Annotated in this window: 14 protein-coding genes; 13 read left to right on the forward strand and 1 reads right to left on the reverse strand. The window is 41.8% G+C overall.

The genetic code is table 11. From position 1 onward, the window contains the following. Positions 1-363: 363 nt before the first annotated feature. A complete protein-coding gene (locus K6V26_RS19230) occupies positions 364-3,240 on the reverse strand; it encodes a TolB family protein (RefSeq protein WP_007655356.1) in 2,877 nt (958 codons plus the stop codon). 250 nt (positions 3,241-3,490) lie between these two features. Between K6V26_RS19230 and K6V26_RS19235 the strand changes: the two genes are divergently transcribed. The 13 genes from K6V26_RS19235 (at position 3,491) to K6V26_RS19295 (ending at position 26,422) form a co-directional block, all read left to right on the forward strand. Beyond that, positions 3,491-5,818, forward strand: a complete 2,328-nt coding sequence (locus K6V26_RS19235; protein ID WP_224263582.1) for an ABC transporter permease — start codon at positions 3,491-3,493, stop codon at positions 5,816-5,818. Between the two features lie 16 nt (positions 5,819-5,834). After that, on the forward strand, positions 5,835-8,147 hold the full coding sequence (locus K6V26_RS19240; protein WP_007655358.1) for an ABC transporter permease: 2,313 nt from the start codon (positions 5,835-5,837) through the stop codon (positions 8,145-8,147). 7 nt (positions 8,148-8,154) lie between these two features. Next, the gene (locus tag K6V26_RS19245; RefSeq protein ID WP_007655359.1) at positions 8,155-10,473 is read left to right on the forward strand and encodes an ABC transporter permease; all 2,319 of its coding nucleotides are present in this window, start codon (positions 8,155-8,157) and stop codon (positions 10,471-10,473) included. 6 nt (positions 10,474-10,479) lie between these two features. Continuing rightward, complete coding sequence (locus tag K6V26_RS19250) at positions 10,480-12,867, forward strand: ABC transporter permease (RefSeq protein WP_224263583.1); 2,388 nt, start codon at positions 10,480-10,482, stop codon at positions 12,865-12,867. A 211-nt stretch (positions 12,868-13,078) separates the two neighbouring features. Further along, positions 13,079-13,936 carry a BF3164 family lipoprotein gene (locus K6V26_RS19255; RefSeq protein WP_224263584.1) on the forward strand — a complete coding sequence of 286 codons (858 nt, stop codon included), beginning with the start codon at positions 13,079-13,081 and terminating at the stop codon, positions 13,934-13,936. Positions 13,937-14,003: 67 nt separating this feature from the next. Next, on the forward strand, positions 14,004-14,561 hold the full coding sequence (locus tag K6V26_RS19260; protein ID WP_224263585.1) for an ABC transporter permease: 558 nt from the start codon (positions 14,004-14,006) through the stop codon (positions 14,559-14,561). Further along, complete coding sequence (locus K6V26_RS19265; RefSeq protein ID WP_224263586.1) at positions 14,515-16,380, forward strand: FtsX-like permease family protein; 1,866 nt, start codon at positions 14,515-14,517, stop codon at positions 16,378-16,380. Before K6V26_RS19260 ends, K6V26_RS19265 begins: the two co-directional genes overlap by 47 nt. Positions 16,381-16,526: 146 nt before the next feature. After that, complete coding sequence (locus K6V26_RS19270) at positions 16,527-18,923, forward strand: ABC transporter permease (protein WP_224263587.1); 2,397 nt, start codon at positions 16,527-16,529, stop codon at positions 18,921-18,923. A 12-nt stretch (positions 18,924-18,935) separates the two neighbouring features. Further along, complete coding sequence (locus K6V26_RS19275) at positions 18,936-21,341, forward strand: FtsX-like permease family protein (RefSeq protein WP_224263588.1); 2,406 nt, start codon at positions 18,936-18,938, stop codon at positions 21,339-21,341. 11 nt (positions 21,342-21,352) lie between these two features. Further along, entirely contained in the window at positions 21,353-23,680 is a 2,328-nt protein-coding gene (locus tag K6V26_RS19280) for an ABC transporter permease (RefSeq protein ID WP_224263589.1), read from the forward strand. Positions 23,681-23,893: 213 nt separating this feature from the next. After that, positions 23,894-24,988, forward strand: coding sequence for a TlpA disulfide reductase family protein (locus K6V26_RS19285; protein ID WP_224263590.1), 1,095 nt, complete (start codon positions 23,894-23,896; stop codon positions 24,986-24,988). A 77-nt stretch (positions 24,989-25,065) separates the two neighbouring features. Then, positions 25,066-25,599, forward strand: coding sequence for a DUF4858 domain-containing protein (locus tag K6V26_RS19290; RefSeq protein WP_195584072.1), 534 nt, complete (start codon positions 25,066-25,068; stop codon positions 25,597-25,599). Positions 25,600-25,687: 88 nt separating this feature from the next. Continuing rightward, positions 25,688-26,422 (forward strand): lysophospholipid acyltransferase family protein, encoded by a 735-nt coding sequence (locus K6V26_RS19295; protein WP_224263591.1) that lies wholly within the window; start codon positions 25,688-25,690, stop codon positions 26,420-26,422. Positions 26,423-26,458: the final 36 nt, after the last annotated feature.

Here is a 26,458-nt window from a genome sequence, read left to right on the forward strand (position 1 = left end):
AAAAAACGACCGGATAGTATGTTTACCATTAGTTATATATTGCTTTCCGATTAGTTCCCTATTACATGAATGATAGTTCGATATAAAGGTATAGTTCAGAATTTATCAGATGTGAGCTATTTATAGTGACTGGTTGTACCTGTCTCCCCTCTCGAGAGGGGAATTGGTTACTCCCGTCGCTATAAACTGATAGCTCAATTATTTCTAATATGACCGCGAAAGCCTATTTCCAATTAACAAATAAAACCTCGGCAGGAAGCCAGGTGAAGGGTTCGGATAAACCATTCACCTGATTTACAACAACACAAATAACAAATAAACAACAACTTACACCAATCAGGGTGAAGGGTGAACGATTATTTCCTAAAATGTGATAGAAAACAGTGCCTCGACCTGGAACTTGCCATAATCGATCGGTTGTATCAACCGTACGCCGGTTGTCAGCGGGAAGCTCATCCGGAAGACATTCCAGTCAAAGATCAGATCGGTACCGAATGAACTTTGTGTTGTCCAGTCATGACCTTTGGCAGCCTGGTTACGGTTCAGGTCGTAAAATAGGTTGGCACGCAGGCGGCGGATATAAGCTAGTTGCCCGAGACTGAGATCCGGTGAAAAGACAGAAAAAGCATAATCAGCCTTAAAGGCAATCTGCTGACGGGTCTGATACATGAAATTATATCCGCGAGGCTTATCTATCAAATGTTTGGTTAAATACAGGGTTTTATTGTCCACACTCTGGTATTGGTATCCCATACGCAACATCAATCCGTGATTACGCAGGATACCCGGCCAATAAGTCGTCAGGCGTCCGGCATACAGGCTTCCGTAGTTTTCCTTATTGAAAGGAGACTGGAGATACTGCAACCGCAACTGATATCCCCAGCGGGGCAGGATATCACGCTGGGCTTTCCGGCGGTAACTGTAAAACAATACTTCCGGCAGGATATACTGGAAATTGCTATATGTACGGCTTTCATATTGCTGATACCTGTCGTTGGTAAAATAATAGGCAACCGCCGGTTGTATTCCCCGGATATAATGGTTGCGGGTAAGATTGAAAGGGAGGTAGACACGCGCCTCGGCCTCCAGCAAGGTACGTCTTACGGTTGCTGCCTGTGCCACTTCCTTATCCTTGTCGTTGGTCACCCAGGTTACATCGAATGCTTTACCGCCATAATCGGCAGCGATATCGATGACCGGAAACCAACCTTTATAGGTAAATGATAATTTGCCATGATGTTCACCCTTATTGTAATACCATCCAGCTTGCATGATAGCCGTGTTCAACGTGTTTTGCGAAAGGACCATAACGCCCGGTTTCACGATCGTACTCAGATCGTCAGCCCCCGTATTCATCGCTTCCGCCACATCATAATAAAAGGGGGCCCAACTATGTAACTTAAACGTATGCGCTCCTTTGCGGTAAGGACGCGGATTAAACTCGATAGGAGTCAGTTTGGCTGAATCCAGATTGAACTGCTCCTGTTCAACCAGCGAAGTAACCAGCGGAGAATGATAAGGTTCGCCCAAATCCGCCTTTTCCGCTTCCAGGCTATCCACCGCCAAAGAACCGATACGATACCCGTCTGCCTGGTAATCCGAATAAAGCAGTTTGTCTTTACCGGGAGTAAAAGCCGGATCGAAAGCCCCGAAACGGGCAGATGTCAACCGGTAAGTGGCTGTATCCGACGGATTCAGATAATATATGTTATTAGTTCCGTTGGCTCCCGATTCAAAAAACAGTTTGCCGTTGCTCCAAAGCGGAGCGGTAATATTTACGGAAGTGGTTGCCAGCAATTCACTCCATGCACCGGTCTGCGTATCCAGTTGCAGCAGACTTATACCGGTAGCGGTTACGGCTACGGCAGTAATCGTTCCATTATCATCGTAGGTTAACTCTTTGATGAAGGCATTATCCGGAACAGTAAAATAACGCTGTTCCTTTCCCGTTGCCAGGTCGACCAGCACCAACTGGTTTTCACCGCTTACCGTAAAACGGGAAACGGCTGCCGTCCGGTTGTCCTTGTCGATAGCCGGAGCCAGATAACGTCCGCGGGGAGTAAGTATCGTCACCTTTCCCGTTTCTAAATCATATTGTTTTATAACGGAATAATTTTCATGTGTCCAACGCAGGCCCGGAACAATCTCTGTCCAGTACACCTTATTGCCGGCCAGGTTCAAACGGCTGTTGATCGTTCCGAGATAGCACAATCTCTTTTCCTTTCCGTTCGTTACCGAAACCAGCGAATTGATATCCTGCAAACCTGATTTAACGGCAATAACCGTCGAGTCGTTCACAGCCTGCGGATAACGGTAAGAAGTATATTTTCCGGGTTTCGGCGAAAGATAATCGGGAATAACGGCAGCAGTGTCCATCTTCCTCCATTCTTTACGCAAAAAGTCGAACGTCTCATTATACAGTCCGTCAATACTTATCCCGGCATTATGTTTAAAGGCATTGCTGAACATCGGGATCGCAAAGAAACGGTTCACATACCGGGTGGTCGTCTTATCCCATATATCCGCCCCGAAACGGTGGCGGGCAAAAGAAGTCAGGTTATAACCCAATGCATAATAATCGCCCGTATAATCTTTATAAGAACCCAGATACCATTTATCGAACGAGTAATTCTTTCCTTCTCCCAGCATCTGGGCACGGTAAGGCATACTGAATTCCGGCAACCGTCCCCTCCCGCCGTTCGACATGGAAGTCTCTGTTCCCACCGCATCGCCTTCCAGAAACCAGCTCGGCATGAAAAAGGCAGCAACACCCGCCGCCTGCTCACCGATTATATAGTATAAAGGTTTGAACCAGCCACGCATCACCTTGCTTGTCTGGAGGACATGCCGCGACTCGTGCAGCACCAGATGTTTGTCCCAGCTCACCCCATCGAGTTTGGAGGAAGGCGTCGTGATCAGTTCCATACGGCGAGGCGCCCACGATACCAATCCGTTGGACGACATATTAGCCGGATGGAGAATCACCGGAAATTTCTTCTGCATCCCTGTCCCGATCGTCTTCTGCAAATGCGGATAAGCATTTTCCAGATAGAGGGCGTAGTTATAAGCCATCGAATCGTTACCCTGCGGATACACCAGGTTATAATGGGGCAACTTGACAATGTTCCATTTGAACCGTGCCGGATCGGAGCCGTAATCCAGAAACTGTGCCTGCATATGAAGGCTGGCAAACAAACAAAAAGCCACTAAAAAGATATATCGTGATACGGGTATCTGCATACTTATAGAGTTATAAACCACAAAACTATAAAATATAACCAATCCGCTTTACATTTTCTACGGCAAAGTAGATGGAAGGATACGTTAATTATTCCGTACCATTCGCACAACACCGTGCGCAAACGAACGTAATTCGTGCGGATACACACACAGCCCCCAACACCCTACATCCGATAACAGCATAGCTACTAAGAAGTTACCCATTTGGCACATCTTTTGTATTTTTCAATATACAATTACAATTAAAACCATGTTAAAACATTACTTACTGATTGCTATACGCAACCTATTAAAATACAAAACGCAATCGATCGTCAGCATTATCGGCCTGGCGATGGGATTTACCTGTTTTGCCCTGGCAACATTATGGATACGATATGAAATGACTTACGACAACTTCCGTGAAGGAGCCGAACGTATCTTCCTTGTCAGGAACGAAGACAAAAACAGCAAAGACGGTTTATCGACAGTCACCCCCTCCCCGCTGGCGGCTTACCTGCAAGAGACATTTCCTGAGATAGAACAGGCCGGCAATACACGGGGTGGCGATTCTGAATTCAAATATGAGGGAATTACCCATCCATCCTGTATAATAGATATGGACTCCGCCCTGATGAAAACATTTCCGGTCCGGTTGATAAGCGGAAACACCAATTTCCTGTTACCTGATAATAAAGAAATAGCCATCACCGAAGAACTTGCCGAAAAACTATTCGGTAAAGAGAATCCGATCGGAAAAGAATTGATGATCTATAATGAGAAAAGACCGGTCTGTGCAGTCGTCCAATCATGGGGAACACATACCAATATCCCCTTTGATATAATAGAAGCCAATCATCAATATGCATATTGGGGCGCTCTCAACTGGTCTACTTATATCAAAGTCAGGGAAGGGACAGACATCAAGGCTTTCAGCAAAAAGCTATATGAACATACGATTGAACAAGATCATACGCTACTGGAACATTTAGTATTGACACCGATCACCCGGCTGCGTTACGATCATCCGATAGAGGAAGCGACCGTTAAATTCAATCATATCCTGCTGTTTGCATTATCGGGCGGCCTGGTTATCCTCTGTTCGCTGTTCAACTATCTGACATTGTTCGTCAGCCGGATACGAATGCGCGGAAAAGAGATTGCCTTACGTAAAGTGTGCGGCTCCTCAGACCGGCATCTGATGGGTTTATTCTCCATAGAGTATCTACTGACCTTGCTAGCCGCCATTTTCATCGGCATGTTGCTGATCGAACTGATACTACCGACTTTCCGGGAATTATCCGAAATCCATACGGCCACCAACGGAATCTACCTGGAAGCTATCCTTTATTCGCTTTTTGTGGCAGTACTGTCATTCTTTATCTCTTTATTCCCGATCCAATATTTCCGCCGCCAGTCGTTGAACGCTGCAATCAAGGGGACGGAGAAAGGGAACGGAAAGAATTATTTCCAGAAGTTCTTCCTGGTATTCCAGTTTATCATCAGTATCGGATTTATCTTCTGTACGGTCGTAATGATTAAACAGATACATTTCCTTTCACATTCCGACCGTGTCGTGGAACGGGCCGGAAGGGCATCTTTCGTATTCAGTACCAAATCGTCCGAAGCCAGTCTGCGGGAGGAACTGAAACAAATACCTATGATTACAACTATTCTCCCGGGCAATCATAATGCATTCATACCTTTCACAGGAAAACAATATATGACAACGAAGGAATGGGATGAAAAACCGGCATCAGCAAATGAAATACGCCTGGAACTTATCCCCAGTGGCGAACAAATATGCAATTACTATAACCTGAAACTTCTGAGTGGTAAAATGCTAAAGGACGACGATCAAAAGGACAAAGTGATGATCAACGAAGCAGCAGTCCGGGAGTTCGGATGGCGGGACCCGATCGGTAAATATTTCCAAAAGTTCGATTCAACCCGTTTACAGGTTATCGGTGTTATACGCGACTTCTGTAAAGAATCGCCTACCATACCGGTGAAACCGATTATGTTCACCGTTCAGGAATACTATTATTCGATCAGTTCCAGAGGAATGTTGCTTTTCAAATTCCATGAAGGACAATGGCCGGAATGTAAACGACGGATCGACGCGTTGATCAAAGAAAAGCACCCGGAATTTACCTTCTACAGATTAGACAGCGCCGAAGAAGAATATGACAAATTCCTCCAATCGGAAAATGCCCTGATCAAGTTGCTCGACTTCGTTACGGTAGTCTGCATCCTCATCTCTGTGTTCGGTATTTTCTCCCTGATAACCCTCAACTGCGAACAACGCCGTAGGGAAATAGCCGTCCGCAAAGTAAACGGAGCTACTGCCCGAATGATTATACGCATGTTCTTTAAGGAGTATATGTTGCTGCTTTGCCTGGCAGCATGTATCGCCTTGCCAGTCGGTTACCTCATCATGAAGCCCTGGCTGGAGAATTATGTGATACAAACAGAGATAAGCGCCTGGATTTATCCGGTTCTTTTGATCTGTCTCATATTTATTATTACCTTGTGCATAAGTTGGCGCATATGGAAAGCCGCAGACAGGAATCCGGCAGAAGTGATTAAATCCGAATAAATTCAACGATTATATTATGAGCATGTTACAACATTATATCAAACTCGCATTCCGTAATCTGATAAAGTACAAATCGCAATCCGTTATCAGCATCATCGGCCTGGCTATCGGTTTTACCTGTTTTGCCCTGTCTACCTTGTGGATACGATACGAACAGACTTACGACACTTTTCATAAAGGGGCCGACCGGATTTATCTGGTACGCGTTGAATCATATATGTCCAGCAGCGGCATATCGGAAATTACGCCTTATCCGTTAGCCGGTTTCCTGAAAGCGACATTTCCGGAAGTGGAAGATGCCTGCAATATGCAAGCCTGGGGGATGGCATTCAAATATAAAGGGAAAGAATATACTTCATTTAAGATCGGAGTCGATTCTGCGACAGTAAACATGTTCGATTTTCAGCTAATCAGCGGTAGTCGGGATTTTATGCTTCAGAATAATAATAAACTGGCTATCACCGACCGGTTTGCCAAACAATTGTTCGGCGCAGAAGATCCTATCGGAAAAGAAATCGATATCTATGGAGATAAGGTCATTTGTGCAGTCGTTAAGCCCTGGGATACGCATAGTAATCTGCCGTTCGATTTTCTTGAATCAAACAGTTTCGGAAAAGAATGGAATGCCTCTGCCTGGCAAACATTTATCAGACTGCGGGAAGGTGCCGATATTCAGGCATTCAGAAAAAAACTCGATGAATATAAGACGAAACCCGGCCAAACATTTTCTGTCGATAAGATCGTACTGACACCTATTACCTCCATGCGCTATGACCGTCCCAATCGGGTTGTAACAGTCAAATACGAACATATCCTCCTGTTTGCCTCGGCAGGCGGATTGGTCATATTATGTGCCTTATTCAATTATCTGACTCTATTTATTACACGGATCCGGATGCGTAGCCGCGAAATTGCCTTACGGAAAGTTTGCGGATCGTCTGATAAAAACCAGATGGTTTTATTTGGAGTCGAATATTCGATCACCTTATTGCTTGCTTTATTCACCGGTTTAATCCTGATAGAATTAGCATTGCCGACATTCAGGGAGTTATCAGAAATAAAACTGGATAATATGGATATCTACCTGGCTGCCATTAAATATACCGCAATCGTAGCCTCCCTTTCTTTCTTATTATCCTTATACCCAATCTATTATTTCAGGCAAAAGACACTGAATGCCATGCTAAAAGGTTCAACCGGAAGCAAAAGCAAAAATATATTCCAGAAAGTCAGCATGATAGCACAATTCGTGATCAGTATCTGTTTTATCTTCTGCGCGGTAATCCTGATGAAACAAATCCACCATCTGAACCAGGCCGACTTTGGATTCGAACGGACAAACCGGGCCTGCATTAATACATATCCGTCCATCGACGGATTAAGAGAAGAAATGGCGAAAGTCCCATTTATAACCGAAATATTTCCCGATAGCATATCAGCCATCTTCCCTCGCTATGCCCGTTCTTATAGTACAATAGACAGATGGGATGGACGCCAGGATTCCACTGCTTCCGTCAGCTTGGAGATGTTCGACTGTAACCAGGCATACTTCAAATTTTATGAATTCCAACTTCTTGAAGGAGAGATCCCTGCCGATGGGAACAGCGATCATATATTAATCAACCAGGCCGGAATCAAAGAGTTGAATATGGATCACCCGATCGGGAAAACAATCGGAGGCGACAATCCCTGGATAATCTCCGGTGTCATTAAAGACTTCTATATTGCACCTCCGACAGTACCATGCAAGCCTGGCTTTATGGTATTCAAGAAAAAAGCCGAATTTAACGACAGTTCCATCCTGTTCAAATATCAGGAAGGGACCTGGACTAACTGCAAACAACGGCTGGACGCATTAGTGAGAAAACTAAATCCGGACGTCAGAAGTTGCCGGATCAACAATATGGAAGAAGAATACGGTAAATTCCTGAAATCGGAAAACGCTTTGCTGATGATGCTGGATTTCGTGACACTGGTCTGTGTATTGATCTCCCTGTTCGGAGTCTTCTCACTCGTCACTCTCGACTGTGAGAAACGCCGCAAAGAGATTGCCATCCGGAAAGTGAACGGCGCAGTAACACCTCATATCATGCAGTCTTTCCTGTTGAAATACATGCTTTTATTATTGGTCGCCTCTGCCATTGCCTTCCCGACCGGTTACCTCATCATGAAACCGTGGGTGGAAAGTTATGTACTTCAAACCCGGATAGACTTCTGGATTTATCCGGTAATATGGCTGGTATTAGCAGCACTCATCACTTTATGTACAGGTTGGAGAATATGGAGAGCAGCCAATCAGAATCCGGCGGAAGTTATTAAATCGGAATAAAATAGGTATGTTAAAACATTATCTCAAAATAGCAATACGCAATTTGCTGAAATACCGGTCACAATCGTTTATCAGTATCCTCGGTCTGGCAATCGGGTTTACCTGTTTTGCCTTAGGGACTCTATGGATTCATTATGAAATGACTTATGACTCATTTCACAAAGATGCCGACCGGATTTATCTGGTGCGGCAAAAAAGTATTCTTGACGAATCCGGAATGAGCAATACTCCTAGACCTTTAGCTGCATATTTAAAACAAACATGCCCTGAAATAGAGATTGCCTGCGCTACGACTTCATGGACAAACGACATTGCATTAAACGGTACACCTTATGAAACAAGGATACTAAAAGCAGATTCTACTGTTATGCATTTCTTCGATATAAAGATCATATCAGGCAATACTAATTTTCTCATTCCTTATAATGAAGAACTGGCTATCACAGAAGCATTAGCTAAGAAACTTTTTGGTAATGAAAATCCTATAGGGAAAGAAATAGAGTTCGGTGCCGATAAAGAAAAAAGGAAGATTTGTGCTATTGTAAAGGGTTGGTCAGAACACAGTAATATTCCATTCGGACTCGTTTGTAGTGATAGCGATAAAAAGCAATGGACCTACTTCTCACATGAGACATACATCAAATTATATCCCAAAACCGACTTTTATAAGTTTTCGGAAAAAATGGGCAAAATGGAGATAAAGCAAGATGACATAAAATTAGCACCACTGGTAGTAACACCTCTGACTTCTTTACGCTATGATCATCCGCAAACTAAAACAGAAATAAAATTCAATCACATCCTCTTGTTTTCATTAGCCGGTGGACTGGTTATTCTTTGCTCCTTATTCAATTTCCTGACATTGTTTGTTTCCCGAATACACATGAGAAACAGGGAACTCGCTTTACGACAAATATGCGGAGCCTCTTTTAAAGGATTACTGGCACTCTTATCTACCGAATTTTTCACATTGTTTTTTATTGCACTTCTGGTTGGAATGGTACTAATCGAACTTGTGTATCCGTCTTTCAAGGAACTCTCGGAGATTCATTCCAATAAAACACTCGTATTTACAGAAGCATTAGTTTATATTGGAGTTATCATACTCTGTTCCTATACATTAATATTAATTGTTCTTAGCTATTTCCGCCATAAAACATTACAATCTTCCATCAAAGGGGCTACCAAGGGACAGGGGAATAATATGTTTCGCAAAGTGTGTATTATCTTCCAACTGATCATTAGCATCGGAATCATTTTCTGCTCCATCATCATGGTTAAACAACTCCACTATTTAAGAAATACAGATATTGGTATCGAAAGAAAAAATATCGCTTCCATCTCCATTTATCCTTATTCAGAAAAATATAAACAGACACTGACTCAAATGCCCGAAGTAACGGATATACTGACAGAACATGGTAGCCTATTACCTTACCGAAGCCGGATTTCTTATCATATTGAAGATTGGAGCGATAAAAAGGAAAATGATCAGCCAATCAGTCTGGAAGTCGTTTGCGGCACGAAATCGCTTGCCCAATTTTATAACCTCACCTTACTTAAAGGCGAGATGATCCACGATTCCGATCTGTCCGGTCAGGTACTGATCAATGAAGCAGCAGCAAAAGCATTCGGATGGAACGATCCCATAGGAAAAAGTATTATTCAACCTAAAGACGTATATCAAGTAAAAGGACTGATCAAAGATACTTATAATGCATCTCCTACGACACCAGTCAATCCGACATTATATTTGTCTCCGGAGAAATACAAACAACTATTTTATAATTCTCCCCAAGATATTATTTTCAAATACAAAGAAGGAAGTTGGACAACAATAAAAAAGCATTTGGAAAGCGTTAAGAAAGAGATGAAAGGAACATATACATATATCTACAATGCGACAGAAGAGTACGACAAGTACCTTAAATCGGAAGATGCGCTATTAAAGATGCTTCATTTCACCTCTGCTGTTTGCATTATTATCTCAATATTTGGTGTCTTTTCCTTCGTTACCTTGACTTGTGAACAGCGTAAAAAAGAAATAGCCATACGGAAAGTAAACGGAGCGACAACCAAAAGCATTCTGAAAAAATTCTTCAATGAATATCTTTTCCTTGTCGCAATAAGTACAGCCATAGCATTCCCTGTCGGCTATCTCGCAATGAGATACTGGCTGGAGAGTTACGTAAAACAAACAGAAATAAATATATGGATCTACCCTCTATTATTTATTGTAATCGAACTTATTATCATAGCTAGCGTCGGCTGGAAAATCTGGAAAGCAGCCAATCAAAATCCGGCGGTAGTCGTTAAATCAGAATAAATAAAAATGAAAATCATCCTGTTAGCCATACGAACCCTCCTCCGATTCCGGCTTTATACGGTAATCAACATACTGGGTCTGGCACTCAGCCTGGCCTGCTGTATATTGATATTCCGGTATGTCTACAGTGAAATGACCACCGACCATTTTATTCCGGAAGTAGACAGGGTTTGCTATACAGTGATGGAGGATGAAGTAACCCACCAGAAAAGACTCTACGGTCTGTTACCTGAATATGGATATACCCCAAGCCCATTGGAAGATCCGGCTGTAGAAATTGTATCTACACTATTCCAGAGTGACAAAGATCAGATTACAGTCGATAACAAACTGTACAATGTTGCCTCTTTAGCCGCAGACACGAATTATCTGAAAATAGTACCGATCCCCATACTAAAAACGTCCCGGAATAAATTATTAGAGAATCCGCAAGACGCAATAATCTCGGAAGACCTATCCCGATTAGTATTCGGGAAGGAAGATCCGATCGGTCAACAAATCACTACCTCGATGGGAAAGATTGTAACTGTCGTTGCCGTCATGGGTAAACCGAATACCCGATTTTCCATGCCTTTCGACCTACTGATATCGAATGAATCGGCCAACTACAGAAAATATTCAATGCCCCATTCCCTTGTCAAATTACATAAAGGCCATTCTGCAGCCTCCGTCAACAAGGAATACGAAGCATTCCGTAAAATGTCCAATTTCACCAACCGCCTGCGCATCTGCTTTTACCCTTTACAGAAGCTATATTTCGATCAACAGGTAGTCACATACCTGGATAAACGGTTGGTAGGGAATTATACGCACGTACTTATCCTGATAGCAATTGCCGTATTGATCATGCTGGTAGGATTATTCAATTTTATCAATGTCTACACAGTGTTGATCCAGAAACGGGCACGTGAATTCGGTATGAAAAAAGTATTCGGAGCAAATACCCGGCAAATGGCCGTTCAATTGTATACTGAAAACTTATGTATGACTCTCGTAGCTTTATTTCTGGCATGGGTATTCATAGAAACAGGGACGTTGCTGGTCAATACTTTTCTAATGATCCGGATTCCTTCGCATTTTTTATTTGACGCCAGCCTTTCTGTAGGGATTCTATTCCTGTTGCCTTTTATCACGGCCATATACCCCTTCTTCCAATATAATTATTCTTCTCCGGTAACTTCTTTAAAAAAGATCGGGAGAGGCGGAGAATCTACTATATCCAGAAAAGTATTCCTTTGTTTACAATATATTATCACACTAGCTTTAACCATCGTATCTATCTATTCTATCCATCAGTTAAACTTTATGCTGAATACCGATCTTGGATATGAAACAGATAATATTATCAAAATCTCACCTATAGAAGGGCCACGGGGAAGCGATATGAGCATGTGGAATAAATACAATCTGATTGTTCGACAACTGGACAGAAACCTGAAAAATACTCCCTCGCTCATCAAGCTGCACAGCTATTCTCCCGGCCCGATCAGTCGTTTAGGGCAAAATTGCTGGGCACATATTCCGGGAAAAGAATGGACAAGTATAGGAACCCAAGTAAGCAATCAAAATTCCTTCCGTATTCTGGGGATAGAGGCGATTGAAGGACGGCTATGGAATGACTCCATCGATAATGATATGGATCTTTCGATTGTTATCAATGAATCGGCAAAAAGAGAACTGGGTATTACAGATATCGATGAAACACCAGTCATTCTGGACCGCCTGCTTGTTTACAGTCCGCAAACGAAAGAGCAACCGGCTCCCAGGTATCAAGTTATCGGAGTTATTAAAGATATGTGTACACAACATTTGTCTAAAGGCTATGAACCGATGATTTTCTTTTATTATAAAGAAGGCTTTTCATCCGGTCTATTAGTCTGTATCGTTCCGGATAAAAAACAGGAAGCAATCGACTTTCTTCGAAAAATATACAACGAGTCATGTGGAAATGAACTCCCTTATACATTTTTGAAAGATGAAGTGTTGTCTATTTACAAGGAGGATAAGCAATTGGTCAGTGTCGCCTCCCTTTTCGCGATTATAGCCATATTGATTTCTGCTATGGGCTTGTTCAGTTTATCCCTATTCGATATACAACAACGGTTTCATGAGATATCGATTCGAAAAATAAACGGAGCAACGACCAAAGCCATATGGCAAATGTTATTTATCAAATACAGTCAATTATATGGAATAGCCTGTCTGGTGGGTTTGCCTTTATCCTGGCTGGCCATCACTTTATATATGGTCGATTTTGCCTACAAAGCCCATATTACCTGGTGGATTTTTGCCATCGCGATCCTTTTGACCGGAGGTATTTCATTCCTCACTCTGATCTGGCAAATACGAAAGGCAGCCCGTACAAACCCTGCAGAAATCATACATTCCGAATAATAAATACATGACAAATATGAAATAGTTACTATGTCTACTCACCAGTCTCTCCGTATTCTTTGCCTGTTCCACCCCTAACAGCAAAGACAGTGTAAAAACGTATAAAGCGACTACGGATATTACAAGCAAACTATCCGGCGAAGTTATTTTCGCCGGACAAGGGATACATAACTATTACGATGTAGCGATTACCAACGATTACTACGCGTTTATGGACTATTATAGCGACACGCTTCTGCAAATAAGAAGTAAAAAAGATTTATCGCTTCACGGAATAGGAGAAAGAGAAAAAGATACTTTTATAATCGCCTATCCGTCTTTTACTAAATATGATTATATCAACAAGAATAATAAAAACAAGGTATCTGTCTGGGACAACGATTCACGCAAATTGAAACGTATGGATCTGGATCAAACATCTCCGGCTCTTTCTGCTGAATCGGAGTCTATGTCTGATTATGGCCTGAAAGATGGTTGCACGAACTGTTGTATCACTTCCAAAGAGTTATATGCCGTTCAGTTCAATCCTCACAAACCACAGGTATTCTTTTCATCCAATAAAACAAACGGACAATATGCTGTTCCGGGTTATCCTCAGATCACGGTTCCGATACCGGCAACAGTCCTTCAAAAGGGGTATGCCAGCGACCTGACGCTCAACGAGGAAAAAGGAGTGATCGTCGCTGCCCTGCGATTTATCGACTGTGTCAACTTCTATGATATGAATTGTGATATGACTGCATCGGTTTCTTTTGCTGATTATTATACCATACCGGTCCCCGATATTTCCAATAAATACTTGGACGCAGAGCAGAGCAAGAAATGTTTCATCGACATTTGCAGTTCAGAACAATATGTATTCTGTCTGTTCGACGGATCGACAAACTTTACCGGTAATTCGGTTATTTATGTATTCGACTGGAACGGCAAACAGCAAGCCGTATTACAGGCAGACCGCAATTTACGGAAAATAGCCACAGAGAAATCCGGCGAGTATTTATTAGCTTTATCTCCCAACGGGCAAGGAGGCAGAGATGTTATTAAATACAGCTTAAAGAACAAAATCTGACTCTGCATCCGGCCGAAGTCATTAAAAGCGAATAACGAAATAAATAACTGATAAACATTCACCAAGCATGTTGCAACACTATCTTATCATAGCCATACGTAATTTCTTCAAATATAAATTGCAGACCGTCATCAGTATTGCCGGCCTGGCTATCGGATTGGTATGTTTTGCATACGGCATCAACTGGCTGAAATATGAGACCTCATACGATAGCTTCTATCCGCAATCCAAACAAATCTACATGCTCTACGGGGTAGACAAACAGACCGGCAAGAAAACGGAAGAACTCCCCCTGATATTGGCAAGAAGATTAAAACAGGATTTCCCGGAAGTAATAGAAACGACACAAATATACGCAAAGTATTCTTCTGATTTTTCCTATAATGAAAAGCGAGTGCCTAATCCGGATGAAGTATTTATCGATGAAAATTTCTTTTCATTCTTTCCACGAAAAGTCATTTGCGGAAGACAGGATAATATTTTGCAATCGTCTAATGATGTTGCTATAACTCGTTCTTTTGCCGTTAAACTATTTAGTAGTCCGGAAAAAGCTCTGGATAAAGTATTAAATTGTGGTTATGAGAAAAAACCTCAGGATCGTTTCCGTTCTGGAAGATGCACCTGACAATTCTCTCTTTGTCGGAGAAGCTTTCGAATTAGATCAGTATACACGAAGGGCAGAGGTAGAAATACCAGAAGCTAATCAATGGATGTATTTAAATTCTAAAATATATCTGTTACTGGATAAAAACACGCATATCGACACATTCGAAAAAAAGATAACAAACTATACCTCTATCCATAAATACAATGAGACCATCTTTTTGAAGCTGATACCCGTCACAGCCGTCCGACACACATTCGGCAGCGAATTGTCCTTTAATCTTACTTATATCCAAACTTTTGCTATAACCGGATTATTATTGCTTCTATGCGTATTTTTCAACTTTATCAATCTGCAAATCAACCGGACCTATATACGAATCAAAGAAATGAAACTGCGCAACGCTATCGGAGCCAGTAAAAAAGAAATGATCAGCCAGCTATTACTGGAATATTCATTGATGATATTTATAGCTACTTTATTTGCTTGGAGTTTAATGGAAATTACATTTCCCCTGTTCAAGTATATTTTCCATACGACAATTGATAGTAAAGAGTTGTATGTCGACATGATCAAAATCTCATTATTCAGCTGGATAATCACTCTTTCGATCTCGCTTCCTATATCATTCCGGTTTATCCGGACCTCTCAACTACTGGTATCCGGTGGTGTTGCACCTCATCGGAAAAGCGGGTTCCGCAAAATAGCAATGACAATCCAACTGGGTATCTGCGTATTTTTCCTGATGTGCGCTTTCATCCTGCTTAAACAAACCTCTCTGATGAAAAACAAAAATCTAGGATTCGAAAAAGAAGGCTTGATACAGATTACCATGCTGAATGATGACAGAGAAGGTACCGCACGTGAAATCGCATCCCTCCCCATCGTAAAAGAACTGGTGATTGCAACATTTTTCTCTATCATGCACGAACCTTATTCATTAATAGAAGTAGAGTGGGAAGGAAAAAGCCCGGATACTAAAGTGAATTTCCATATGCTGGAAGTCAGTAAAAACTTCCGGTCCGTATTCCAGATACCTTTATTAAAAGGACGGGAGCTTGAAGACACAGACCTGGTCAAAGGAAAAAGAAGACGGTTGGTAGGTTCCAAAGCACTTATTAACGAAGAGGCTGCACGCATCATGGGATATCATGATCCGATCGGGAAAAAGATCAGCTTTTGGAACAACGAACAACAGGACGTAGAAATAGTCGGCTTAGTAAAGAATTTCCAGTCCACCAGCCTGAGAAATCCGATTCTCCCTGTTGTCATTATATTAAATCCTTCCCAGTGGAATAGTTACTTTTACTATGTCAAAGTAAATCCGGGGGATGAACAAACTGCCATCAAAGCGATCCGGAACGTTTACAAAAAACATACTTTCCCGTATGACCAGCAACCGGAAATAACGACGGTCAACGATGTATTAAAAGAGTTAAGCCGGTCGGAAGATGCCAGCCTGCAACTTTTCTCACTGCTGGCGATACTTTGCACACTCATCTCGGTCTTCGGACTATACTCCGTATCCTCCAGCAATATCACCCAACGGCGGAAAGAAGTAGCTATCCGGAAAGTGACGGGGGCATCCTCCCGAACGATTATCGGCATGTTTATTCGCGAATATGTATCTATTGTAATAGTAGCCAATTTGATTGCTTTGCCTTTAGCCTGGCTATTCATGCGCGGATGGCTGGAACAATATCCATACCGGATCAATATCAGTGCATGGATGTATCTGACCATCCTGTTATTTACAAGCATACTGATCATTTGCACTGTTCTTTACCAAACCTTAAAAGCAGCAAAAGCAAATCCGGCTGTATCGATAAAATCTGAATAAAAAGTGCATATACGAACGATTACTGTGCGTATATGCACTTTTTTAAAGAAAGGGAATGAATTACAAACTATTAATTATCACATCATTATAACATTGGCACATATTTTGTATTAAGATCAAAACAATTTACCTTTAAAAAGAGAATCATGATACGACACTATATCACTATCGCCTCACGCAATTTTATCAAATACAAATTGCAAACACTTATCAGCGTTATCGGACTGGCTATCGGACTCGTCTGTTTCACCTACGGGATGAAATGGCTGGAATACGAGACCTCGTACGACGGTTTTTATCCGAAGTCCAAACAAATGTACACACTCTACGGTATCAACAAACAAACCGGAAAAAAAGAGCGGAAATTACCACTCGTTCTGGCCCGCAAACTCAAACAGGATTTTCCGGAAATAAAAGAAACGGCACTGGTATACGGAAATTTCGGTTCTACCTTTAAATATAACGATCAGATACTGGAAGACCCGGAAGAAATATTTATCGACAACAACTTCTTTACCCTTTTCCCCAGGAAAGTGCTTAGCGGGCGGCAAACGAATCTGTTACATTCACTGGATGAAATTGTTATAACCCGCTCTTTTGCCCTCAAATATTTCAAAAGCCCGGAAGATGCGATCGGGAAAGTAATGAAAAACAGATACCGGGAAACACTCACCATCGTGGCGGTAGTGGAAGATGCACCTGCTAATTCCGCATTCAAACAGGATGTCTTCGAGTTGGATAAGTTCACCACTGAAATGACGGACAGGATATCGGAAGACAGACGATGGAGTCAATTTGAAAATGAAATTTATCTGCTACTGGAAGACAAAGCCAGTGCGGATGTATTCAGAAAAAAGTTGCAAACCTATCTGGAGAAAAACAACTACCTGAATACGCTTGCGGTAAAGATGATTCCGTTAACAGACATGCGGCATACTTTTGGAAGCGAGCTATCGTTCAACTTATCCTACATCCGCACTTTTGCCATAACAACCATTTTGCTATTACTGTGCGTATTCTTCAATTTCATCAATCTCCTTCTAAACCGTATCTACCAGCGCATAAAAGAGATAAGGCTCCGAAACTCGATCGGTGCCGGTAAACGGGAGTTGATCATACAGCTATTGACCGAACTCACATTACAAACCAGCATAGCTTTTGTTCTGGCCTTTTGTCTGCTGGAACTCACTTCTTCGCTGTTCTGTAAAACCTTCGATACGAAGATAGCCGACCCTGATTTTTATACGAGTTTGATTATAATCACTTTAGTCAGCTGGGGGGTATTGATAGTTGTCTCATTCCCCTTATTACTGCGTTTCATACGAACATCTTCACTGATGTTGTCCGGAGGTATTTCTGCTAACCGGAAGGGTTCGTTCCGCAAGGTCAGCATGACTATTCAACTCGGTATTTGCGTATTCTTCCTGATGAGCACCTTCATCATGCTCCGACAGATTTCATTAATGAAACATAAGGACTTGGGATTCCATAAAGAAGGATTGATTCATATCACAATGGATTATCATGACCGGTCCGGAATCACCCACGAACTGGCAACCCTTTCGATAATCGATGAGTTTGTAGAATGTAGCGTCTTCTCCATCACTCACGAACCTCATACTCAAAATGAAGTCAGTTGGGAAGGAAAGCCGGACGATTTCAATCCGAATTTCCAGGTAATCAAAGTAGGCGGTAAATTTCTGGATGCATTCAAAATAACGTTATTAAAAGGTAATTTTATAAATGAAGGCGACTCAGATCCGGAAGACTGGACCACGCCGGGCAACACAGCCGTCATCAATGAAGAAGCCGCCCGGATCATGGGAATAGACAACCCGATCGGAAAAAAGATCAGTATCTGGAACGGTGTTATTTACGGAGACGGAAAACGAGGACAAAAAGAGCTGGAGATAGTAGGCATCGTCAAAGACTTCCAGGCGGCCAGCCTCCGTAACCCTATACTCCCGGCGATTATCACGCTCGACGGGAGTAAATGGAACAGTTACTGCTATTATGCCCGTGTGAAACCCGAAAATGAACAGGCTGCCATCAAAACAATACGGACAGTCTTTGAGAAGCACAAGGAAGAAGGAGATACAACTCCCAAAATACAGACAATGACAGATGTTTTCAACCAGTTGAACAAATCGGAAGATGCCAGCCTGCAACTCTTCTCCCTGCTGGCCATACTCTGTACTTTGATCTCGATCTTCGGAATCTATTCCGTTTCATCCAGCAACATTGCACAACGTCGGAAAGAAGTAGCCGTACGCAAGGTGATGGGCGCCTCATCGAAAACAATTATCAGCATGTTCTTCAAAGAATATCTGACAATCGTAGTCATTGCCAATGCGGTTGCCCTTCCACTAGCCTGGTTGTTTATGCACGGGTGGCTGGAACAATATCCTTATCGCATCAGTATCGGTTTATGGATGTATGCCATAATATTGTTAGCAACAAGCGCTTTGATTATCTGTACCGTCCTTTACCAGACACTGAAAGCGTCTGAAACGAATCCGGCCGAAGTCATAAAAAGCGAATAAAAAATGAATCTTATGATACGTCATTATTTAAAAGTCACTCTCAGGGAATTTGCCAAATATAAAACCCAATCGCTGGTCAGCATTATCGGACTGGCAATCGGCTTCACGGCCTTTATCCTGGGCGGTTACTGGCTGTGGTGGGAAACACATTTCGATAACTTTCATCCGAACGGCGATCGGCTTTATTGCCTGACCACCACCGGACTGGTGAAAAAAGCAACCGGAGCGGATGCCGACCTGGACCAGTTACATATGAACGATCTGGCCGAACTAACAAAACTATTGCCTGAGATCGAACAAGTATGCAAATTCGCAAACTGCAATTTCACGATAAAAGAAAATAATAGCAGCAAATATATTTACGGGCTTGTCTGCGATCATTCCTTTTTCGAAATGTTCCGTTCCGACTTTGTCGCCGGGACATACAAAGGGACTGTCCTCGACGGTCAATCGGTTGTTCTCACCCAAAGCACGGCTATGAGATTTTTCGGAACGACCGATTGCATCGGGAAAGTCTTTGATTTAACAGGGCAGTATCGCCCTACCATAGTCGGAGTGATCAAAGATTATCCGGATAATTCAGACTTTATCTTCGAATTCCTTTTAATCGATCAGGTAAAACCGATGACGCACGTAAACCGAAATAAAACATATGTACGTTTACATCGGGACTGTAATATCAAAAAAGTAAAAGAAAAACTGGCAGCTTATAAAAGCCATGCTGATGATCCTTATGGAGACGAGCATGTAGACCAATGGAAAATAAACCTGCGGACACCTTCGGAAGTTCACTTATATTGCCATCCGGAACTGGATAACAGGATACGGAACATTCATATCCTGGCGCTCGCCGGTTTAATGGCCTTCATGAGTGCCCTTATGAACCTGCTGGTCCTTTTTATCGGACAGCAACAACGGAAAAAGAATAAAAACAGGACATACCTTTGTATCGGGGCTTCTACCAAAGAGATGATGCAAAAAGGCTGGACGGAATTATTCCTCCCCATGTTCATCGCTTATTTATTGGCATTCTGCCTGATCGAAGTCATTTATCCCTATTATGACAGTTACACCACCTGGAATCGTTACGGAATGTACGAAGGCGTATCCCGCCATATCGACCAATCGGCATTAGTGTTCAATGCGATAACAGCAATCCTCGCCAGTACGCTATTATTCTGGATAATTACTTATCTGCCGATCCGCAGGATACTTTGCAACCCGGGCACCCAGTCCGTTGCTTTGAAAAGAGGATTAATAGCCGGTCAGATATTTATCGGATCGCTGTTCTTCATTACATCTATTATTCTTTTCATGCAATTGCATTTTATTCTGAACAAAGATAAAGGTGTAGAGTATGAGAATGTGCTTCAGATGGATATGGGATACGAAAATGCATACGAGAATGACCTGAGAGTTCTCGAACCGGAGTTACGAAACCATCCTTATATACAAGAAGTCTGTTACACAGCAGTAAACTCTCCGGTATTTACGGAACAAGGAGACTGGTATGGAACAGAAGTTACGCATTTATCATTTGATCCGGCTGAAACAGACCCGTTCCGGGAAGATAATCTGATGCTAGTCAGTAAAGATTTCTTTTCACTGTTCCATATCGGCCTGAAAGAAGGAAAATGGCTGGACGAGAGTAATCCGGGTTCTTATCTCGTCAATGAAACCGGTTACCGTCAGTTGGGTTATAAAGACTTATTGGAAAGAAGCATTTACAGATATGATGAAAAACAATATTCGGCAACTACCCAAAAAGTATCGGGCATAATAAACGATTACATTTATGCTCCTATGCAATTTCCTGTATTAAGTGTCTTTTTCCGTCTTCATACCGATAAAGATGCTAAGAATTATACGCCTGTTCAATACTTCTATGTCCGTTATCTCCCGGGACATAAAAAAGAAGTAACCGAACATATCAGGCAGATAGCCAAAAAGTTCAACGTAAGCGGAGTGACAGACACTAGTTTATGTACTCCACTAACGGATTTAGTGGATAAGTTCAACCAGCCGGAGAAAGTCATTTTCAGTGTATTCAGTATCATTGCAATCCTCTGTATCCTGATCTCCACTTTCGGTATTTACTCCCTGGTCAGCCTCTCCGCCCAACAGCGTAAAAAAGAGATTGCCATCCGCAAAGTGAACGGTGCGACTTTCTACCATATCCTGCAATTATTCTTCAGGGAATACCTGATATTAGTCGTAATCAGCAACCTGTTTGCCTTACCGATAGGCTATATCCTGATGAAACGCTGGCTGGAAACATATGCCAACCACATCCACCTGACGATATGGCCTTTCATCGCCGTCTTTTTCATTACCTGTGTAATTGTCCTCCTTTCCATCTTCCGTCAGGTAAAGGAAGCAGCACTGGCAAATCCGGCGGAATCGGTAAAAAGTGAATAAAAAAGAGAAACATGATACAACACTATCTGACAGTTGCCTTGCGCAACCTGCTAAAGAATAAAGGGCAAACATTGATTTCCATAGCTGGTCTTGCCGTGGGATTATTATCCTTTGCTTTATGTACTTATCTGATACGTTATTGGATGGATACAGACAATGACTTAAAAAATAAGAAACAAATAGCCGAGATAGTCATAGTCTCTGATAGAGGAGAAAGACTCACACACGGCACTCCTGCTTATTTGGCGCAGGAAATACGGGATAAACAGTTAGATATTATCAAATACCTAACCAGAGCTTCTTTTAATAATATCGAAAACTACTCTTTCGAAATAACAGAAGACAAGACATTACCTTATGAAATATACGTTGCAGAAACCGATACAAATTTCATCAAGGTATTCGATAGGAAACTATTGTCAGGAGACTTGAAATCAATAAATAGCCAACCAAATATTCTTTTGCTTAGTCAGTCCGCCTCTAAAAAAATATATGGAGATAAAAACCCTATTGGTAAAAAAGTAACCGGAGAAGACCTGAAAATATATACTATCGGTGGAATATTTGAGGACTTTCCCCAAAACAATAGTTTCAGTCCATATAACCTGATTGAAGTTTTAACAGTGTCAGTTCTCAATGGCTTCCTTGAAAAGCAGATTAAAGATATAACAGGTTGTAAAACATACGCTCTTTTGCATCTGGGACATAAACCAAAAGATTTAGATAAGCTATTAGATAATTTAAAACTAACTGCTGATTATTCTAATGGTTCCGCCCCAGTGAAAGCTCTTTCTTTAGGAGATAAAGACCCATTAGGGATGAAACTTCTATATGGATTCATCTTTTTTATCGGCCTGTTGATCTTCTTATCCGCTTTATTGAACTATTTCTCCTTCACTACCGGTAATTTCTATAACCGTATCAAAGAATTCAGTATTCGTAAAAATATAGGAGAAGACAAAAGACAATTGTTCATATTACTTTTCACAGAATCTTTTTTACTACTGTTCTTCACTGGCATACTTACTTTATGCCTGACAGAACTAATTGCTCCCGGATTACATTTTTCTTATTTCCGCATACAAATAGATTACAACAGTACACTATTATTCAAACAAATAGGAGAATATCTTTTACTATGTACCTGTTTAGCTGCTATCATTTGCTGGACGGTTTGTGTCCGGTTAAACCGGATATCTCTGATGGAAGGGATTCGTTTCTCCCGTCATCGGGTTCGAAACCTGTTATTGGGTATTCAATATGTCATTGCTCTCCTTTTCCTTTCCGGTGCAGCGATAGCTACATTCCAAACACAAGCCGGCCAACAACAACTATTCAACACATTTAGTAAGGCTGAAAAAGAAAGGATATTTTTTGTTCGCACAGATCACAAATATATGGAATCCACTTATCAGGTATTACTTTCCAAATGGAAAGCAAACAGTATGATAGAGGATATTCTGGAGGTACAGGATAAATTATCCAACCAACGAATACAGGATTACTCTTTGAAAGAAATGGATAAAAACACATTAGGAGGCAGCTTATATGCCTCTTCGAATGTTTGTTCTTTCCTTCATCTTAAGCCTGTTACCGGTTCTTTACTGTTGGATGAACAAAGTGTCCTGGTTAACGAAAGATTCATCGATTTTATCAAAGGAAATCCGGTAGACCAGAGCCTACAGATAAATAATAAGCCGGAACAGTACAGAATCAATGGTGTCACGAATTCTTTTGAACGCTTCATGGACGGCTCTGAGTATTTCTCATGTATGGTAATCGGGTTATTAAAAGGACAGGGAAATTGTTATGTCCGTATCCAACAAGGAAAGGAGAAGGAGGGCAAGGCTTATCTGGAACAGACAATCAAAGAATTCTTACCAGAAAGTATCCAACCGGAAATTCATACCCTAAAAGAGGAATGCGAACATACGCAAAGTACGGAACGTATACTGCGTAATATATTTTCATTTTTCGCTACTGTTTGTCTGATTATTACATTACTGGGCGTTTACGCCGCTATCTCGCAAGACACGGAGCGCCGTCAGAAGGAAGTTGCTATCCGTAAAATAAACGGAGCTTCACTAAAGAATATCTTGTTATTATTCGCTAAATTATATATGAAGTTACTGCTGATCGCAACATTTTTTGTTTTTCCTGTTATGTGGTTAGCAACGAATGAAACTCTTAAAAACTGGGTTATCCGTTTCAACTACAACAATCCGTTATTCTGGTTCGGCATCTTCTTTATCATCATGGCATTTACAGCCGTCGTTATTTTAGTTAAGATACTAAGAACAGCCCGTATCAATCCGGCAGAAGTTATAAAGACAGAATAGTGTTTCTCCCTAATGAAACACTTGTTTCTACACTATGAAACAGTTGTTTCATTAGGGAGAAACACTTTTAGATAAAGGGACTATTACAGGCAAACTTCCCAAAAAGAATTAATATTAATATTATGCGGGGAAATTATGCCGGATATAAAAGAATCTTTCCTACTTTCGTATATCCATTTAACCGGAGTACGTATATTTTTAATTATCAAGCATATGAAAACAAACTTTTTACTCACTTTGTTAACCGGACTACTGGTTTTTACCGCCTGTTCGGAAAAGCCTGCTGCGACTTATACCATAAACGGTACTATCCCCGATAATTCGCTGGACGGAAAAATGATCTATATCTATAACCGTAACAACAATAACGTCTATGTAGACAGCACAGTTGTAACAGGAAATACGTTCACCTTTACCGGTAAAATGGACACCGCAGCTTACTGCCGTATCGATGCCAGCCGTGAATATTATGTCAATTTCATTCTTGAAAACGGGACAATCAATCTCGACCTCGGCAAACCGGTAACTCCGTCGGGAAGTCCTCTGAACAATGAGATCGCCCGCTTCTTTGCAGCACAAGACAGTATGTCTGCCCTGATCGATGCCAAACGACAGGAATTCATGAAACAGACAGAGGATAAAGCAGAACGCATGGAATTGCAAAAGAACTTTTTCCAGAATGAATGGAAACCCGCTTACCTGTCAATGCTCGACGGTTTCTTCAACAGAAACCTGGATAACCCGATCGGTGCTATCGCACTGAATTATATGGACGGCTATCTTTCGCCGGACGAGATCAAAGCGAAACTCCCTCAACTGAGCGAAGTAGTACGCAACACACCGAATATGCAGGAAACGATACAACGTTTCAACGCTTTGGAACAGACTGCCGAAGGAAAAACGTTCGTCGATTTCACCATCGAAACGAAAGACGGTAACAAAGTATCCCTGTCCGACTATGTAGGAAAAGGCAAATATACCCTGGTTGATTTCTGGGCAAGCTGGTGCGGACCGTGCCGTGCCGAAACTCCGGTATTGGCAGAAATCTACAATCAATATAAAAACAAAGGCCTTGAAGTGTTAGGCGTAGCCGTATGGGACAATCCAGAAAATACCCAAAAGGCAATAGAAGAACTTAAAATCACCTGGCCGCAGATTCTGAACGCCGGTGATAAGCCGACCAAACTATATGGTATCAACGGCATTCCGCATATCATTCTTTTTGGTCCCGACGGTACGATTATCTCTCGTGACCTGCGTGGCGATGCAATGAAAGCAAAGGTAAAAGAAGTCATCGAAACTAAATAAACCCAAATACGATGCAGTATTTCGACTTCCCGCACATTTCAATAAATAGAATATGTACGGGAAGTTGAACTTTTTAGATGAGTAAACGAATAATTACATTACTATTAATCTGCCTGAGCAATACGGGATACCTATATGCCCAATGGACAGAAAAGGACTCGGTATGGCTCCGGAATATACTCTCCGGCAAGGAGAAGCTGGAACTGAATCCCGAAGCGTTGAAAGCTATCCGGTCAGGCACGCTGATCAATACGGAAGAACCGGCTTCAAATATGATCATGGCACCCGAGCTATCCCCTGCACAATCCATACAAAAAGATTTCACGGAATACGTACGTCCCAAAGATACCGACTATAACCCAAACCGTAAAGTGGACCCGAAAGACCTTCCTCCCGCCGTATTCATGTTATACGGAATGAATAAACCGTTACCCAAAGTGAAAATGCTGGGATCTTTCCAGGTCTCACCGGGAATCCGTGCAGAAGCCCGAAAGCCGTCCGGCATCTCGTTCGACGATATGTTACAACAGGTTTTTATGCCCAGTGCACGCCATAAAAGGAAAAATGCACAACGCTGGCGGACTCAGAAATATTATAATAATTATCCGTAATCACAGTAGTAGAATATTTTTTTATACTTTTGTTACCCTATTAATAAAGGTAAAGTCAAATTTATAAATATACAATTTAAAGGATAAAATGGAAAAAATCATTTCGTATCCGCTTTCAGTCATCTATTATTTGTTATTTGGGATTACACTGGTGTTCTTCCATGTGGTACAGTGGATATGCTTTAACCTGTTCGGTTACAAAGCACATAAAAAGAGCGTGGATATCTTGAGTTTTTTCCTGGTTTTCAACACCTATATTCTGGGAACAAGATACAAAATAAGCGGGTTGGAGAAACTCCCGACCGACTCGCCCCTGATCATTGCTTCGAACCATCAGAGCCTCTACGATATAACCTCTATCTGCTGGTTCATGCGCAAAGTTCATCCCAAGTTTATCAGTAAAATCGAATTGGGCAAAGGTATTCCCAGTATTTCGTACAACCTCAACCACGGCGGCTCCGTCCTTATCGACCGGAAAGACCCGAAACAGGCATTGACAGCCATCCGTGTAATGGCCGAATATATTGAAACAAACAAACGCTCGGCAGTAATTTTCCCGGAAGGGACACGAAGCAAAACAGGCAACCCCCGTCCTTTTGCCGAAAATGGATTGAAAATCCTCTGTAAATATGCACCGTCGGCCTACATGGTACCGGTCACGATCAACAACTCATGGAAGATGACCAAATGGGGTTCCTTTCCTTTGGGAATCGGCAACCGTATCGAACTCATCATCCACGACCCTATTCCAGTGAAGGCTAAGCCCTTCGCCGAACTCTTTGCCGAAACCGAACAAACTGTGATCCGCAGTATTAAAGTGTAATTTTTTTTATTTGTCATGCAGTATTTCATAATTTGT

The organism is Parabacteroides goldsteinii, from assembly GCF_020091425.1.
In the GTDB taxonomy this organism is placed as follows: Bacteria; Bacteroidota; Bacteroidia; order Bacteroidales; family Tannerellaceae; genus Parabacteroides; species Parabacteroides goldsteinii.